The sequence below is a fragment of the Streptomyces sp. NPDC047971 genome (genome assembly GCF_040653355.1).
In the GTDB taxonomy this organism is placed as follows: Bacteria; Actinomycetota; Actinomycetes; order Streptomycetales; family Streptomycetaceae; genus Streptomyces.
In genome coordinates, this window is sequence record NZ_JBEZNW010000049.1 from 1 (window position 1) to 16,271 (window position 16,271).

Annotated in this window: 16 protein-coding genes; 13 read left to right on the plus strand and 3 right to left on the minus strand. The window is 71.1% G+C overall.

Going from position 1 to position 16,271, the window contains the following annotated elements; translation table 11 throughout:
• Positions 1-108 precede the first annotated feature (108 nt).
• The 8 genes from AB0D99_RS31335 to AB0D99_RS31370 all read left to right on the plus strand — a co-directional run bounded on the left by AB0D99_RS31335 (position 109) and on the right by AB0D99_RS31370 (position 6,912).
• A complete protein-coding gene (locus AB0D99_RS31335; RefSeq protein ID WP_362369931.1) occupies positions 109-756 on the plus strand; it encodes an HAD family hydrolase in 648 nt (215 codons plus the stop codon).
• A 43-nt stretch (positions 757-799) separates the two neighbouring features.
• Positions 800-2,029, plus strand: a complete 1,230-nt coding sequence (locus AB0D99_RS31340; protein ID WP_362369934.1) for an MFS transporter — start codon at positions 800-802, stop codon at positions 2,027-2,029.
• Positions 1,998-3,176: an acetoin utilization protein AcuC gene (locus AB0D99_RS31345; protein WP_362369937.1), complete on the plus strand. Its 1,179-nt coding sequence runs from the start codon at positions 1,998-2,000 to the stop codon at positions 3,174-3,176. Before AB0D99_RS31340 ends, AB0D99_RS31345 begins: the two co-directional genes overlap by 32 nt.
• Before the next feature lie 78 nt (positions 3,177-3,254).
• Entirely contained in the window at positions 3,255-4,070 is an 816-nt protein-coding gene (locus tag AB0D99_RS31350; RefSeq protein ID WP_362369940.1) for a phosphatase, read from the plus strand.
• A gap of 128 nt (positions 4,071-4,198) precedes the next feature.
• Positions 4,199-4,408 carry a helix-turn-helix domain-containing protein gene (locus AB0D99_RS31355; RefSeq protein WP_362369943.1) on the plus strand — a complete coding sequence of 70 codons (210 nt, stop codon included), beginning with the start codon at positions 4,199-4,201 and terminating at the stop codon, positions 4,406-4,408.
• Positions 4,409-4,540: 132 nt separating this feature from the next.
• Positions 4,541-4,639, plus strand: a complete 99-nt coding sequence (locus AB0D99_RS31360) for an AURKAIP1/COX24 domain-containing protein (protein ID WP_003948845.1) — start codon at positions 4,541-4,543, stop codon at positions 4,637-4,639.
• A gap of 195 nt (positions 4,640-4,834) precedes the next feature.
• Positions 4,835-5,875, plus strand: a complete 1,041-nt coding sequence (locus AB0D99_RS31365) for an NAD-dependent epimerase/dehydratase family protein (RefSeq protein WP_362369946.1) — start codon at positions 4,835-4,837, stop codon at positions 5,873-5,875.
• 2 nt (positions 5,876-5,877) lie between these two features.
• The gene (locus AB0D99_RS31370; protein WP_362369949.1) at positions 5,878-6,912 is read left to right on the plus strand and encodes a lysophospholipid acyltransferase family protein; all 1,035 of its coding nucleotides are present in this window, start codon (positions 5,878-5,880) and stop codon (positions 6,910-6,912) included.
• Between the two features lie 75 nt (positions 6,913-6,987).
• Here AB0D99_RS31370 and AB0D99_RS31375 read toward each other — a convergent pair whose 3' ends face one another.
• From AB0D99_RS31375 to AB0D99_RS31385, 3 genes are all read right to left on the minus strand, one after another.
• Positions 6,988-8,184 carry a DUF5667 domain-containing protein gene (locus AB0D99_RS31375; RefSeq protein ID WP_362369952.1) on the minus strand — a complete coding sequence of 399 codons (1,197 nt, stop codon included), beginning with the start codon at positions 8,182-8,184 and terminating at the stop codon, positions 6,988-6,990.
• Positions 8,185-8,482: 298 nt separating this feature from the next.
• Positions 8,483-9,274: an ECF subfamily RNA polymerase sigma factor, BldN family gene (locus AB0D99_RS31380; protein ID WP_137988687.1), complete on the minus strand. Its 792-nt coding sequence runs from the start codon at positions 9,272-9,274 to the stop codon at positions 8,483-8,485.
• Positions 9,275-9,720: 446 nt separating this feature from the next.
• Entirely contained in the window at positions 9,721-10,662 is a 942-nt protein-coding gene (locus AB0D99_RS31385) for an HAD-IB family hydrolase (protein WP_362369956.1), read from the minus strand.
• Between the two features lie 146 nt (positions 10,663-10,808).
• On the opposite strand from AB0D99_RS31385, the gene AB0D99_RS31390 reads away from it, so the two are divergent.
• The 5 genes from AB0D99_RS31390 (at position 10,809) to AB0D99_RS31410 (ending at position 16,162) form a co-directional block, all read left to right on the plus strand.
• Complete coding sequence (locus AB0D99_RS31390) at positions 10,809-11,096, plus strand: glutaredoxin family protein (protein ID WP_362369959.1); 288 nt, start codon at positions 10,809-10,811, stop codon at positions 11,094-11,096.
• A gap of 272 nt (positions 11,097-11,368) precedes the next feature.
• The gene (locus AB0D99_RS31395) at positions 11,369-12,160 is read left to right on the plus strand and encodes a redox-sensing transcriptional repressor Rex (protein ID WP_362369962.1); all 792 of its coding nucleotides are present in this window, start codon (positions 11,369-11,371) and stop codon (positions 12,158-12,160) included.
• On the plus strand, positions 12,157-13,512 hold the full coding sequence (locus AB0D99_RS31400; protein WP_362369965.1) for a glutamyl-tRNA reductase: 1,356 nt from the start codon (positions 12,157-12,159) through the stop codon (positions 13,510-13,512). Before AB0D99_RS31395 ends, AB0D99_RS31400 begins: the two co-directional genes overlap by 4 nt.
• Positions 13,509-14,495: a hydroxymethylbilane synthase gene (gene hemC / locus AB0D99_RS31405; protein ID WP_362369967.1), complete on the plus strand. Its 987-nt coding sequence runs from the start codon at positions 13,509-13,511 to the stop codon at positions 14,493-14,495. The genes AB0D99_RS31400 and hemC overlap by 4 nt, the downstream gene beginning before the upstream one ends.
• Complete coding sequence (locus AB0D99_RS31410) at positions 14,492-16,162, plus strand: uroporphyrinogen-III synthase (protein WP_362369969.1); 1,671 nt, start codon at positions 14,492-14,494, stop codon at positions 16,160-16,162. The genes hemC and AB0D99_RS31410 overlap by 4 nt, the downstream gene beginning before the upstream one ends.
• Positions 16,163-16,271 lie beyond the last annotated feature (109 nt).

The window sequence follows — 16,271 nt, forward strand, 5'->3', positions numbered from 1 at the left end:
TGCAGGGGGGACCCTGTGGGAGAGTAGGACGCCGCCGAACAATTTTTAGCCTCAACCCCCGGACTTCGTCCGGGGGTTGAGGCATTTTTGCGTTCTAGACTGGAAGTCATGCGCTACGACCTGGTGATCTTCGACAATGACGGTGTGCTGGTGGACAGCGAGCCGATCTCCAACAGGCTGCTGGCCGGCTATCTGACGGAGGTCGGGCACCCCACGACGTACGAGGAATCCGTGCGTGACTACATGGGGTCCGCGATGCACCGCATCCATGAGCTGGTCGAGGAGCGGACCGGGCAGCGCCTGCCGGTGGAGTTCGACGAGACGTTCCACGGACGGGTCTTCGCCGCCTTCCGGCAGGAGCTGGAGGCCGTGCCCGGGGCCGCGGACGTGCTCAAGGGGCTTGCCGACAGCGGCGTTCCGTACTGTGTGGCCTCCTCGGGGAGCCATGAGCGGATCCGGATCGGGCACCGGAAGACCGGGCTCGACGTCTGGTTCCGGGACGAGATCATCTTCAGTTCCGAGGACGTCGGCCGCGGCAAGCCGTCGCCCGACCTGTTCCTCCATGCCGCCGCGCGGATGGGGGTGGCCCCCGAGCGGTGCGTCGTGGTCGAGGACAGCGCGCTCGGGGTCCAGGCCGCGCTCGCGGCCGGGATGGACGTGTACGGGTTCACGGCGATGACGCCCGAGGAGAAGCTCGCCGGCGCCAACGGGTACTTCGGCAGCATGGACGAACTGCCGGCGATATTGGGCAGGTGATCCATCTACCCAGGGGTAGGGACGGGTCCTACGCTGTGCCGCCATGACGGATGCGCGGTTGCGGCGTGGGCGGGGATCCCTGGGGGTCAGCTTCTTCGTGCAGGGGGTGACGTTCGCACTCCTTGTGACCCGAATACCGGCGATCCAGGACCGGTACGGGATCTCCGACGGGCTGCTGCCCCTCTGCCTGGCCGCCGTGCCGATCCTGGCCGGTGTGGGGAGTGTGGGCACCGAGAGGCTGGTGGCCAGGGTGGGGCCGGGGGCGGTGCTGCGGTGGGCGCAGCCGCTCGTCCTGCTGGCGCTGCTCGGGGTCGGCGCGGGGAGCGAGCTGTGGCAGGTCGCCGTCGCGCTCGGTGTCTTCGGGCTCGCGGTCGGCGCGCTGGACGCGTCGATGAACATGCTCGGGGTCAGCTTGCAGCGGGCTTACGGGCGGAGCATCATGCTCGGATTCCACGCGGCGTACAGCCTGGGCGGGATCGTGGGTGCCTCGTTGGCCTGGGCGGGTGCCCACTGGGACCTGTCGCTGTTCACCTCGTATCTGCCGGTGGTGGCCGTCCTGTTGCCCGCCGCGCTGGTCGGCAGCCGGTGGTACACGCCGGGGACCGTGCCGGCCGGCGGTGCGGAGTCGGCCGGGGGCGGGGAGACCAACGGCGGCGTGGGTGTCTCCTTCCGGCTGCTGCTGCCGCTGTGTCTCGTCATGACGTTCGCGTACATCGGGGACTCGACGGTCTCCAACTGGAGTGCCAAGTACCTCCAGGACGTGCTCGGCAGTTCGGAGGAGCTGGCGACCGTGCCGTACAACGCGTACATGGTCACCACGCTTCTCGGCCGGGCCGTGGGGGACCTCGGGGTGCGGCGGATGGGGGCCGCCATGGTCGTGCGGGGCGGGGCCGTGCTGGCCGCGCTCGGCTTCGCGGTGGTGGCGGTGGCGCCCGGGGCATGGGTGGGGATGGCCGGATTCACCGTGCTCGGGCTCGGGCTGAGCGTGATCGTGCCGCAGACCTTCGCCGCCGCCGGGAGGCAGGCTTTCGACAGTCACGGTCCCGGGGCGAGTGACGCCGCCGTGGCGCGGCTGAACGTCTTCAACTACGTGGGGTTCCTGATCGGGTCCCCGCTGGTGGGGGCGCTCGGGGACGCCTGGAGCCATCGGGGGGCGATGCTGGTGGCGATGGTGCTGGTCCTGGTGACGGTGGCGTATGCCACGTCGTTCGGTTCTCAACCGGCCCGATACGGTGGCGGGCATGAGCGGCCGCGCACTGTTGATGTGGGATGAAGCTGTCACGGGGTACGACTTCGGGTCCGAGCATCCGATGGATCCGGTACGGCTCGCGCTGACCATGGGGTTGGTGCGGGCGTACGGGCTCGATCGGTCCGTGGAGGTCGTCGCGGCGAAGCCCGCGGGGGACTCGACGCTGCGGCTGGTGCACCGTGAGGACTATGTGGCCGCCGTTCGGGCCGCTTCCGAGAACCCGAGGGCGGCGGATCAGTCGTACGGGCTCGGGACGGTGGACGATCCGGCCTTCGCCGGGATGCACGAGGCGTCCGCGTTGATCGCCGGGCAGTCGGTGGGCGCGGCGGAGGCGGTGTGGCGCGGGGAGGCCGCCCACGCGGTGAACTTCGCCGGTGGGCTGCACCACGCGATGCCGGGGAGCGCGTCCGGATTCTGTATCTACAACGACGCGTCCTTGGCCATCGCCCGTCTGCTGGAGCTGGGCGCGGAGCGGGTCGCGTACGTGGATGTGGACGTGCATCACGGGGACGGGGTGCAGGCGGCGTTCTGGGACGATCCGCGGGTTCTGACGATCTCGCTGCACGAGCATCCGCGGACCTTGTTCCCGCAGACGGGGTGGCCGGAGGAGACGGGTGGCTCCGGTGCGGGCCAGGGGTCCGCGGTGAACGTGGCGCTGCCGGCGGGGACCGGGGACGCGGGGTGGCTGCGGGCCTTCCACGCGGTCGTACCGGAGCTGCTGGCGGATTTCCGGCCGCAGGTGCTGGTGACGCAGCACGGGGCGGACACGCATTTCGAGGATCCGCTGGCGCACCTGGCGGTGTCGCTGGACGCCCAGCGGGCGGTGCAGGTGGCGTGCCATGAGCTGGCGCATGCCCATGTGGACGGCGGGAAGTGGGTCGCGCTGGGTGGTGGCGGGTACGCGGTGGTGGATGTCGTGCCGCGGTCGTGGACGCATCTGGTGGGGATCGCCGGGCACGCGGAGGTCGATCCCGAGTCGGTGATTCCGTCGTCCTGGCGGGATCTGGTCTACGCGCGGACGCGGCAGCCGGGGCCGATGCGGATGACGGACGGCCGGTGGCCGGTGGGGTGGCGGGACTGGGAGGAGGGCTACGACCCGGCGGACCGGCTGGACCAGGCGATCCTGTCGACGCGGCGGTCGGCCTTTCCGCTCCGGGGGCTGCTTCCCTAGTTTTCGGTGTTACGCCAACTGTGGGGTCTCCCAGGTGTTTTGACCCGTTGTCGGGGCGGCTCGGGCAGCATCGATGGGGTGCTGAGTACCGGGGCGTTGCGGGCGCATTTGTTGGCGGCGGGGTTGGCGGGGACGGTGGCGACCTCGCGGGAGGAGAGCCTGCGGAGCTATCGGCTGTTCGCCGCGCGGGACCCGCGGGTGATGCTGGGGCTCGACCCCGAGTGGGGGTGGGGCGAGGGCGAGTTGTTACGGCTGATGGCCGACAAGTGCGGGGTGTCGGGTGACCCGGCGCACCGTTCGGGGCCTGATGTCATCGATCCGGAGCGCACGTTGGGCGGGCTCGACGCGTTCGCCGCGCGGCTGGGTGAGGCGGCGGGACGGCGGGCTCCGGTGTTGTTCGGGACGGGGCATCCGCACCGTTTGCTCGGGTTCTACGCCGGGCTCGCAGACGCTTTGTCGGCGGCGGGATGTCTTGTTCTCACACCGGCGCAGGGGCGATGTGTCGACATAACGACCCGGTTCGGTCTACGCACGTACACCCTCGACTACGTACGCGGTGTCGCGGTGGTGCGAGAACCGGGTCTGCCGGGAACGGGGCGTGAGACGGGGGCGCACACCCACTCGCCGCTGCCGGTTAGGGCCGCTCTGGAGGGTGCTGTGCAGGGTGGCTGGCCGCTCCCCGAGCTCGTCATCGGGGACCACGGTTGGGTCTGCGGTGCAGGTCAGCTGGGTTTCGAGGCCATCGGTCTGGCGGATACGGACGATCCCGCGCTGTTCGTCGGTGAGGCGGAGGGTCAGGTCTCCGTGGCCGTTCCGCTTGATGACGCGGTGCGGTCCGATTACTACCGGCCGCTCACTCGCTATGTACTCAATCGAGCGAGTCTGTCACGGTAAACGGCCGATGGCTGCTCCTCTTCCCCACTCGTACCACACGCCCCTAGTCTGGAGCGTGAGCGCACAGCGACGCAGGGTCACCGGAGGGGAAGCCGGTGGGCGTCGTGTGCGGAAGGTACAGGTGGGTCATGGCTGCTGGCGAGCGACCTCTCAACGAGGTCAAGTTTCTGACCGTGGCGGAAGTCGCCTCGGTGATGCGCGTGTCGAAGATGACCGTGTACCGGTTGGTGCACAGCGGTCATCTGCCGGCGATCCGGGTGGGCAGGTCCTTCCGGGTCCCGGAACAGGCGGTTCACGAGTACCTCAAGGAGTCTTTTGTGGGGGTGGAGACCGCGTAGGAGGGGCGCGGTCGGGAGCCGGTCCGCCCCTCGGATTACAAGTGCGGCGCTCGGGCCGGTAGGCTAAGCCCTCGTAGGTCGTGTGGGCCCAGACGCCCCGCACCGAGTGAAGAGAAGTGAGCGAGGGTAGTCGTGGGCTCTGTTATCAAGAAGCGGCGCAAGCGGATGGCCAAGAAGAAGCACCGCAAGCTGCTCAAGCGCACCCGCGTTCAGCGTCGCAACAAGAAGTAAGCGACGGCTGTAACGACGGCTGTTTGTGCGTCGAGCGTGGCCCCCCACCGTTTTCGGTGGGGGGCCACGCCTTTTTCGGCAAGGTTCGACGCGGTTGCCCACGGCAGTCATCGCAGCGCAACAACGAGGCGCTACGGTGGCGCACAGGCACCCTGGGGGAGAACTCGGGGGAGAGACCGACGGAAGGCGCTGATCTTGGGAAAGGTCGTGCTCGTCACCGGTGCGGCTCGGCATCTCGGAGGCCGTTTCGTCCGCCGGGTCCAGCGGGATCCCGAGGTGGACCGGGTGGTCGCCGTGGACGCGGTCGCGCCGACGCACGATCTCGGCGGGGCCGAGTTCGTCCAGGCGGACATCCGCCAGCCGGCGATTGCCAAGGTGCTCGCCGAGCATGACGTGGACACGGTCGTCCACATGGACGTCACGGGCACGGCGCTCGGCGCCGGCGGCCGGACGTCGATCAAGGAGACCAACGTCATCGGCACCATGCAGCTCCTCGGTGCCTGCCAGAAGTCGCCCAGGATCACGCGGCTCGTGATCAAGTCCAGTACGAGCGTCTACGGCTCGGCGCCGCGCGACCCGGCCGTGTTCACCGAGACGACGCCACCGAAGTCGCTGCCGAGCGGTGGGTTCGCCAAGGACGCCGTCGAGGTCGAGGGGTACGTACGGGGCTTCGCGCGGCGCCGTCCGGACGTGGCGGTGTGCGTGCTGCGGTTCGCGAACATCCTCGGGCCGCGGGCGGACTCCCCGCTCGCCGAGTATCTGTCGCTGCCCCTGATGCCGACCGTCTTCGGCTACGACCCGAGGCTGCAGTTCGTGCACGAGGACGATGTCATCGACGTCCTGGAGCTCGCCTCGCGCGAGCCGCGCCGGGCGACGCTGAACAGCGGCACGTTCAACGTGGCGGGCGACGGGGTGCTGCTGCTGTCGCAGTGTGCGCGGCGGCTGGGGCGGCCCACGGTGCCGGTGCTGCTGCCGGCGGTCACCTGGGTCGGTTCCGCGCTGCGGACCGTCGGTGTGACCGACTTCGCTCCGGAGCAGATCCGGCTGCTCACCCACGGCCGGGTGGTCTCCACGGTCCAGATGCGCGAGACGCTGGGGTTCGCTCCCCGGTACACGACGGCCGAGACCTTCGCGGACTTCGCCCGCAGCCGTGGACCGGGGCTGCTACCGCCGGAGAAGCTCGCGGGGGCCGTGGACCGGGTCGCGGCCCGGCTGGATCAGAAGGAGCCCAGGTAACGATGGCGGACGCCAAGGTCATTCCGTTCGACGACGACCGTTCACGGGCGCGGCGACGGCCCGCCAGGACGGCTCGGGACGCCGCCGTGCGCGCCCTGCCGGGCCAGCACGGGCCGGAGGAGCCTGTCCTGCCGCCGCGGCCCGCGGCGGAGCCCGTGACGGCTCCGGAGGGCGCCGGGGAGGCGCGGGAGGGCCGCGGCGGGTGGGAGCGGCGGCTCGCGGGCGGGCTGGCGTTCCTGCGGCGCCGGGTGACCGGCGAGTACGAGGTCGACGAGTTCGGCTACGACAAGGAGCTCACCGACCAGGTCCTGATGTCGCTGGTGCGGCCGCTGGCGGAGAAGTACTTCCGGGTCGAGGTGAAGGGCGTCGAGAACATCCCGTCGAAGGGGGGCGCGCTCGTCGTCGCGAACCACTCCGGGACGCTGCCGCTGGACGGCCTGATGATGCAGGTGGCCGTGCACGACCACCATCCGGCGGGGCGGCATCTGCGGCTGCTCGCCGCCGATCTGGTCTTCATGCTGCCGGTGGTCAACGAACTGGCCCGCAAGGCCGGGCACACGCTGGCCTGCGCGGAGGACGCGGAGCGGCTGCTGACGGCCGGCGAGATCGTGGGTGTGATGCCGGAGGGGTTCAAGGGCATCGGGAAGCCGTTCGGGGAGCGCTACAAGCTGCAGCGCTTCGGCCGGGGCGGATTCGTGTCGACGGCGCTGCGGGCCGGGGTGCCGATCGTGCCGTGCTCGATCGTGGGCGCCGAGGAGATCTACCCGATGATCGGCAACGCCAAGACGCTGGCGCGGGTGCTGGGCATCCCGTACTTCCCGATCACGCCGACGTTCCCGTGGCTGGGGCCGCTGGGCGCGGTGCCGCTGCCGACGAAGTGGACGATCCAGTTCGGCGAGCCGATCGCGACGGACGGCTATCCGCCGGAGGCCGCTGAGGACCCGATGCTGATGTTCAACCTGACGGACCAGGTCAGGGAGCAGATCCAGCACACGCTCTACAAGCTGCTCGTGCAGCGGCGGTCCGTGTTCTTCTGAGCCGCCCGGTCCGTCGGCTCTTCCGGTGGTACGACGACGGGGCGCCCCACCGCAGTGGGGCGCCCCGTCGTCGTGTCAGCGAGCGTCCTCGCTGTCGATGCCCAGGCCGGGGAGGAGCCCCGGCAGCAGGGGCGGGATCGTGACGTCCGGCATCTCGGGTGTCGACGTGTCGGCCGAGGGTGCCGTGGGGATGCCCGTCGGCGGCGGGTCGAGCAGGCCGCCCGTGTTGCCGCCCAGCAGGCCGTCGTTCTCCGGGGAGCCCGAGCCGGAGCCCGAGGGCTGAGGCCGGGTGGACCCTTCACCGCCCGTGGAGGGGGCGGCGGGGGAGGACGGCGGATGTTGGGTCTGCGTACGCGAGGTCTCCGGCGACGAGCCCGGGGTGCTGGTGCCCGCCGCGCCCTTCTCCGGAGTGCGTGGCAGCATCCCCTGGAGCGGCTCGACCTCTTCGTCTATGGCGACGAAGACGCCCTCCACCTCGTTGCCGACGTCGGCGAGCTGCACGGGCAGCCGGTCGCGCAGGCCGTTCCAGGTGCCGCGGTGCGCCTGGGCGAAGGAGTTGAGCCGGGCCATCGGCCCGATCTCGCCGTCCCGCTCGTACGCCTGGCGCAGCAGTCGGTGTCCCTCGGAGGCGTCGTGCTTCATACCGCTGAGGACACGGCGGATCTCGCCGAGCGACTCGTGGTCGAGGTCGCCGGCGCGGCCCCGCTCCATGAGTCTGCGGGCTTCGCTGAGCCGGGTCGACGCCTGGTCCAGGAAGATCCCGCCCCGCTCGGAGTCGTCGTCGGCCATGCCGCGCTTGATGTCTTCCATGCCGCGCTTCAGCCCGTAGAGCGAGTCACCGGGGAGGGCGTCCGAGCTGGCAGCGGCGACACCGCTGAACGCGCCCGCGGCCACACCGACCGTGAGGCCGCCGGCTGCGAGCCCCTTCGACCAGCGGGAGCGGGGGCGCAGTTTCCGGAGCGGGGAGGCCCGGTGGGCTCCCCGCCCCGATGTCCGCTGCTCGGGCACCGTAGGGCCCGCGGCCGCGCTCCCCTCCGCGAGCATCGCTTCCATGGCGGCGACGAGCTGGGCTCGTTGCACCACCTTGACCTCGGGGTCCATCTCCGGCTTCGGCAGCTCGCCGAGCCCGTTCGCCAGAGCCAACAGCCGCCCTTGCTCGGCCGGTTCGGCCGACGCCTCGGGCTGTTCGGCCGTCGCGTCATCGGGCGTCCGATCATCCAGGGCCTGGGCGAAGGCGTTCGCCCGCCGGTGCGCCGATACGTTCGCGATCACTGGCGGCACCTCCTCTCGTCATGACGGTCGACTCCCCGGGGTGTCCGGAAGGTTGCACACCTTGAACACATCCACACGAAAGAGTGAGTGGCTGCGGACATGGCGTGACCACAGGGAGCCTGCATTCCGCACAACGAGCGGCGCGGCACTTGGGTTACGCGCGAAAGATGATCGGACCAGTGCGTCATCGAGGCGTCACCGACTGTGAGTTGGGCGGGGGTCGGGGGGACATGGGGGGTGGTGCGGGGGGAGGGGCGCGGCACGGTCGGTGGGGGGCGCGTGTGGGGGGCGCGAGCGGTCAGCGGGCGTCGTCCGGGAGCAGCCGCGCGAGGGTGCGCACGGCGCGGTACTGGAGGGTCTTGATCGCACCCTCGTTCTTGCCCATGACCCGGGCGGTCTCGGCGACCGAGAGGCCCTGCAGGAAGCGCAGGGTCACGCACTCCTGCTGCTGGGGGTTGAGCCGGCGGACGGCGTCGAGGAGGGCCGCGTTGGAGAGGGACTCCAGGACGGAGTCCTCGGGGCTGCGCTCGACCTCGTTGGCGTCGAGCATCTCGCCCGTGGTCACTTCGAGCCGGAAACGACTGGACTTGAAGTGGTCGGCGACCAGGTTGCGGGCGATGGTGACCAGCCAGGCGCCGAAGTCGCGGCCCTGCCAGGTGAAGGTGGAGATCCGGCGCAGGGCGCGCAGGAACGTCTCACTGGTGAGGTCCTCCGCCGTCGCCTTACCGCCGACGCGGTAGTAGATGTAGCGGTAGACCGTGTCGCTGTACTGGTCGTACAGGCGGCCGAATGCCTCGGCCTCTCCGGCCTGGGCGCGCTCGACGAGGTCCATCATGCGGGCGCTGTCGCTGTCGGCGGTGGGGCGGCGGGCGGCGGTCGAGGTTCCGGTGCCGCCGCGGCTGCCCCGTCTGCCGACAGCGGCACCGCTCTCGGCAAGGGCATAGCAAGGACCGGCGGGTGCCGGTGCGGCGAAGGCAAAGGCGGGGACAGGGCCGGCGTACGCGGTGGGGACGAAGCCGCGCAAGTGGTCGAGGACCGTTGCGCGCAGCGTAGCCAGGCCCGAGGCGTCAACCCCGACGTGTGGGTACACGGGACTCCCAGAGGCAGAGCTTCCATCACGTGCAGTGCGGGACCGTTCACTCGTCGTGGCGATGTGAGGGTCCCGTTGTGCGTCTGAGGAGAATAACGCTTCGTACAGGCAGCGCTACACCCAGTTGCGGAAATCACCGATTCCGTCTCACCTGTTACCGCTTGTAGGCGAGATCATTCACAGTTCGTGACCGATTGTTGATCGGATTGCTTCCGAGTGTGACTGCGTGCACGCGCTGTTGTGCCCGAGTGGCGGGTGTGCGCGTGATCCGGCCCGCTGCTGGGTAGGGAGTCGGGAATGCCTCCGGGTCGACCTGTGCGGTGGTGTTCGACCACGTACGGGTGAGTGCCGCAGGTCCCGGGTTGTCTCACGCGATCGCAGCCGAAACGTATCGGCAGTGTGCGGGGCGCCGGGCGTCGCGGGAGGCTGACCGTCGGCGGCCGGAGTCAGCGGCGGCGGCGGTGCAGGGCGACCGCGGCGGCCGTGCCGCCCGCCAGCGCGCCGACGCCCGCCGCGGCGGGGATGCCGACCTTGGCCGCCTTGCGCCCCGTGCGGTAGTCGCGCAGCCGCCATTCGCGCGCCTTGGCGTGCTTGCGCAGCTTGGTGTCCGGGTTGATGGCGTACGGGTGGCCGACCAGCGAGAGCATCGGGATGTCGTTGTGCGAGTCGCTGTAGGCGGCGCAGCGGTTCAGGTCCAGGCCCTCGGCTGCGGCCAGGGCGCGTACGGCCTCGGCCTTGGCGGGGCCGTGCAGCGGCTCGCCGACCAGCTTGCCGGTGTAGACGCCGTCGACGGACTCGGCGACCGTGCCGAGCGCGCCGGTCAGGCCGAGCCGCCGGGCGATGATCGTGGCCGTCTCGACCGGCGCGGCCGTGACGAGCCAGACCTTCTGTCCGGCGTCGAGATGGGCCTGTGCGAGCGCGCGGGTGCCGGGCCAGATGCGGTCGGCCATGTACTCGTCGTAGATCTCCTCGCCGATCGACATCAGTTCGGAGACGCGGTGGCCCTTGACGATGGACAGGGCGCTGTCGCGGGCGTCCTGCATGTGCTCCGGGTCCTCGACGCCGGCCAGTCGGAACCACGCCTGCTGCCAGGCGAAGCGGGCCAGTTCGCGGCGCTGGAAGAACTTCCGCTTGTACAGGCCCCGGCCGAAGTGGAAGATCGCGGCGCCCTGCATGACGGTGTTGTCGAGATCGAAGAAGGCGGCCGCCTCGGCGTCGCCCACGACCGGGAACTCCGGCTCGGCGGGCTCGGCCCGCTCCGCTGTCTCCCGTTCCAGTTCGAGCTGTTGCGAGGACTTGCGCGCCGCCTCGGCGGCGGCCTCGCCTGCCAGAACGCTGCGCGCGGTGGCGGAGCGCCTACGGGGGGTGAGCCATCCCATTGCGGCCATGCCGTGAGCATAGCCAGTCTGTTCGGTACTTCCCGACGTCTCGGGATGCCGCGGCGTGAACACTCCGCGACTCTCCTGTTAAACGGACAAGGAGGGAGCAAGCTGGAGAGAGGGGGCACGGCGCGCGGCAGCGCAGAATGGACGGCATGTTTGGACGGACGAAGAAGAAGGACACCCCCGCCGCTCCCGTCGCCGCCTCGCGGACCGTGACGCTGATCGGCAAGCCGGGCTGCCATCTCTGTGACGACGCCCGGGCCGTGATCGAGGCGGTCTGCGCCGAGACCGGGGCGCGCTGGGAGGAGAAGGACATCACCCAGGACGAGGAGCTCCACCGGGCGTACTGGGAGCAGATCCCCGTGGTCCTGGTCGACGGCGAACAGCACACCTTCTGGCGTGTGGACGCCGGGCGGCTCCGGCGCGAACTGGGTGGTTGACCGGAAGACGGCTACCATCATGGACGTTTTGTTGACGTTCGGGGGCGCGATCGTGAGGAGAGTGTGCGGTTTTGCCCCCTTCGGGTTCCCAACGGGCTGACACGCTCCACGGTTCCGTCATGGCGCGAACCGAGCGCGTGACCCCGGTCACTTTGGCCGGACAAAACGGACACCATCTTTGTGCACGCGTTCACAAAGACATAGCCTGCATTCGACGGGGCGGTCCTGGGACACACGGCCGCCTGCAGCCCCGCTCATCCCGCAGGAGCACCGTGGCAACTGGCCGAACTCACCGACCGGCGACCCGCAGCCGAGGAATCCCCGAGGCCACCGTCGCCCGGCTTCCGCTGTATCTGCGTGCGCTCACCGCACTGTCGGAGCGCTCCGTACCCACGGTCTCCTCCGAGGAGCTCGCGGCCGCCGCGGGAGTCAACTCCGCGAAGCTGCGCAAGGACTTCAGCTACCTCGGCTCGTACGGCACGCGCGGCGTCGGCTACGACGTCGAGTACCTCGTCTACCAGATCTCCCGCGAACTCGGCCTCACCCAGGACTGGCCGGTCGTCATCGTCGGCATCGGTAACCTCGGCGCCGCCCTCGCCGGCTACGGCGGCTTCGCCTCCCGTGGCTTCCGGGTCGCCGCGCTCATCGACGCCGACCCCGCCATGACCGGCAAGCCGGTCGCCGGGATCCCCGTCCAGCACAGCGACGACCTCGAGAAGATCATCGAGGAGGACGGCGTCTCCATCGGTGTCATCGCGACCCCGGCCGGCGTCGCCCAGCAGGTCTGCGACCGGCTCGTGGCCGCCGGCGTCACCTCCATCCTGAACTTCGCCCCAACCGTGCTCTCCGTGCCCGACGGCGTGGACGTGCGCAAGGTCGACCTCTCCATCGAGCTGCAGATCCTCGCCTTCCACGAGCAGCGCAAGGCGGGCGAGGAGGCGGAGGCCGAGGCCGCCGCCGCACCCACGCCGCCCACGGCCCTCGGCGCGACGGGAGACGCCCCGCGCAAGGGCACCGGACGCAAGGGACCCGACGGGGACGTCCCCGCGGTGATGCCGGCATGAGCCTCCTCGTCGTCGGCCTCAGCCACCGCAGCGCCCCGGTCAGCGTCCTCGAGCGGGCCTCGCTCGCCGCGGACACCCAGGCCAAGCTGCTCCAGGACACCCTCGCCGCCGAACCCGCGGCCGAGGGCGCCGTCCTGGCCACCTGCAACCGCATCGAGCTCTACGCCGACGTGGACAAGTTCCACGCCGGCGTCGCCGAGCTGTCCACGCTGCTCGCCCAGCACAGCGGCGTCGGCCTCGAAGAGCTCACCCCCTACCTCTACGTGCACTACGAGGACCGGGCCGTCCACCACCTCTTCTCGGTGGCCTGCGGGCTCGACTCCATGGTCGTCGGCGAGGGCCAGATCCTCGGCCAGATCAAGGACGCCCTCGCGCTCGGCCAGGACCTGCACACCGCGGGCCGACTCCTGAACGACCTGTTCCAGCAGGCGCTGCGGGTCGGCAAGCGCGCCCACAGCGAGACCGGGATCGACCGTGCCGGGCAGTCGCTCGTCACCTTCGGCCTCGAGCAGCTGGCCGACGGCGCCGACGTCGCCTCCTGGGCCGCCGGCAAGCGCGCCCTGGTCATCGGGGCCGGATCGATGTCCTCGCTGGCCGCCGCCACGCTCGCGCGCGCCGGGGTCTCCGAGATCGTGATCGCCAACCGGACGACCGCCCGCGCCGAGCGGCTCGTACAGATCCTGACCGAGCCCGGCGGCACGGGCGTCGCCGCACGCCCGGTCGAGATGGTTGCCGTCGGCGACGAACTGACACGTGCCGACATCGTGGTCTCCTGCACCGGAGCCACCGGACTCGTCCTGACCGGCGAGGCCGTCGAGGCGGCGATGCGGGACCGCGCGGCCCCGCTCGCACTGCTCGACCTGGCCATGCCCCGCGACATCGACGCCGCCGCCCACCGCATGACGGGCGTCCGGCTCGTCGACATCGAGTCGCTGGCGGACGCCTCCGCCGACGCCCCGATGGCCGCCGACGTCGACCAGGTGCGCGCGCTCGTCTCCGACGAGGTGGCCGCCTTCGGCGCCGCCCAGCGCGCCGCGCACATCACCCCGACCGTGGTCGCCCTGCGCACCATGGCCGCCGATGTGGTCGCGGGCGAGGTCGCCCGGCTCGAGGGCCGGCTGCCCGGCCTCGACGACAAGCAGCGCGCCGAGATCACCCAGACCGTGCGCCGGGTGGTCGACAAGCTCCTGCACGCGCCGACCGTGCGGGTCAAGCAGCTGGCCAGCGAGCCCGGCGGTGCCGGGTACGCCGACGCGCTGCGGACACTCTTCGACCTCGACCCGGAGACGGTCGCCTCCGTCTCCCGGGCCGACCTGAATGACGCCGACGTCAAGAACCGAGGGCGAGTATGACCGAGAGGGCACTGAGGCTCGGGACCAGGCGCAGCAAACTCGCCATGGCCCAGTCCGGGCACGTGGCCGACGCCGTGCGGCAGCTGACCGGCCGACCCGTCGAGCTCGTGGAGATCACGACGTACGGGGACGTCTCGCGTGAGCACCTCGCGCAGATCGGCGGTACGGGGGTGTTCGTCGCCGCACTGCGCGACGCGCTCCTGGCGGGTGAGGTGGACTTCGCCGTCCACTCCCTGAAGGACCTGCCGACCGCCCAGCACCCCGAGCTGGCCATCGCGGCGATTCCGCGCCGCGAGGACCCGCGCGACGTGCTGGTCGCCCGCGCCGGGCTGTCGCTCGACACGCTGCCGCAGGGCGCCAGGATCGGCACCGGTTCGCCGCGCCGGACGGCCCAGCTCAACGCGTACGCGCGCAGCCACGGGCTGACCATCGAGACCGTGCCGATCCGCGGGAACATCGACACCCGCGTCGGATACGTACGTGGTGGGGAGCTGGACGCGGTGGTTCTCGCCGCGGCCGGCCTCAACCGCATCGGCGGGACGGAGGAGCTCACCGGCTCCCTGTCGCTCGACCACCTGTCGGTCGACGCCGTCCTGCCCGCCCCCGGCCAGGGGGCCCTGGCGATCGAGTGTCTGGCGTCCGACGCCGGTCTCGTCGCCGCGCTCGCCGAACTCGACGACCCGCACACCCGGGCCGCCGTGACCGCCGAGCGCGCCCTGCTCGCCGCCCTGGAGGCCGGCTGTTCCGCACCCGTGGGTGCGCTGGCCGACCTGCTGGCCGAGGATTCCGGCCGCGGGCAGATTGTCACCGAAATGCGCCTGCGCGGCGTCGTCGGCACCACCGACGGCTCGACGCTGGTGCAGCTGTCCACCACCGGTCCCGTACCCACGTCGTACGACGAGGCGATGGAGCTCGGACGCGAACTCGCGGACGAGATGCTCGCCAAGGGTGCGGCCGGTCTTATGGGGGAGCGAGCACTTTGAGCCCCACCAGCCCGACCACCAGCCCCGCGTCCCAGGCCTTCTTCGGTCAAGGGAGCGTCACCTTCCTCGGTGCCGGACCAGGCGATCCAGGACTGCTGACCCTCCGGGCAGTCGAAGCCCTCGCCGGCGCGGACGTCCTGATCGCCGAGCCGGAGGTGCTCGAAGTCGTCCGCGGCCATGCGCGCGCGGGCGTGAGCACGCCTGAGCTGACGGTTGTTGACGAGGCATCAACAACCGCCGATGTCCCCGTGTTGAGGGATGCGACCAATCTTGTCATGGAGGCCGCGAGGGGCGGCAAGCGGGTCGTCCGTGCGGTGACCGGCGACCCCGGCCTCGACGGAAACGCAGGTCAGGAGATGCTCGCCTGCGCCTCCGAGGGCATTCCCTTCGAGGTCGTGCCCGGCGTGGCCACGGCGGTGGGCGTGCCCGCGTACGCCGGTGTCCCGCTGCGCGACGCGCAGGGCACCGATGTGCGCTTCGTGGACGCCCGTACCGCCGACGACCGCTGCTGGACCGAGGTCGGCGCCTCGGACGGCACCGTCGTCGTGTCCACCTCGCTCGACTCGGTCGCCGCCGCGGCCGGTGAACTGGTGGCGGCAGGCCGTAAGCCGGACACCCCGCTCACCGTGACCATCGGCGGTACGACGACCCGGCAGCGGACCTGGACCGCGACGCTCGGCACCATCGCCCAGGTCTTCAAGCAGGGCAAGGTGCTCCCGTCGCCCGAGGGCCACCGGCCGGTCATAGCCGTGGTCGGCGAGCGCAGCGCCCCGGCGCAGCGGGACCAGCTGGCGTGGTTCGAGTCGAAGCCGCTCTTCGGCTGGCGGGTGCTCGTGCCGCGGACCAAGGAGCAGGCCGCGTCGCTCTCCGACCAGCTTCGTTCGTACGGTGCCGTGCCGCACGAGGTGCCCACGATCGCCGTCGAGCCGCCGCGCACCCCGCAGCAGATGGAGCGCGCGGTCAAGGGTCTGGTGACCGGCCGCTACGAGTGGATCGCGTTCACGTCGGTCAACGCGGTGAAGGCGGTGCGCGAGAAGTTCGAGGAGTACGGGCTGGACGCGCGTGCCTTCGCCGGGATCAAGGTCGCGGCCGTCGGCGAGCAGACGGCCGCGGCACTCGTCGACTTCGGCGTGAAGCCGGACCTGGTGCCCAGCGGTGAGCAGTCCGCCGCGGGCCTCCTGGAGGACTGGCCGCCGTACGACCCGGTCTTCGACCCGATCGACCGCGTCTTCCTGCCGCGGGCGGACATCGCGACGGAGACCCTGGTCGCCGGTCTGATCGAGCTCGGCTGGGAGGTCGACGACGTGACCGCCTACCGGACGGTCCGCGCGTCGCCGCCGCCGGCGGACACCCGTGAGGCGATCAAGGGCGGTGGCTTCGACGCGGTGCTCTTCACCTCGTCGTCGACCGTGCGGAACCTGGTGGGCATCGCCGGCAAGCCGCACAACGTCACGGTCATCGCCTGTATCGGCCCCGCCACCGCCAAGACGGCGGAGGAGCACGGGCTGCGCGTGGACGTGCTCTCTCCGGAACCCTCGGTGCACAAGCTGGCGGAGGCGCTGGCGGACTTCGGTCTGCGGCGGCGTGCCGCGGCGCTGGAGGCCGGGGATCCGGTGACGCGGCCGTCGGAGCGCAGGCCGGGGGCGCGGAGACGTCGGACGACGTGACGCGCGTGATGTGACCCAGGGGTGCGGGACCTTGTGAAGGTCCCGCACCCCTTGCGTGTGGCCCGGGGGCGGTACCGTCCCCGGCGCGCACGGGCGCGGGGGCGGGGGA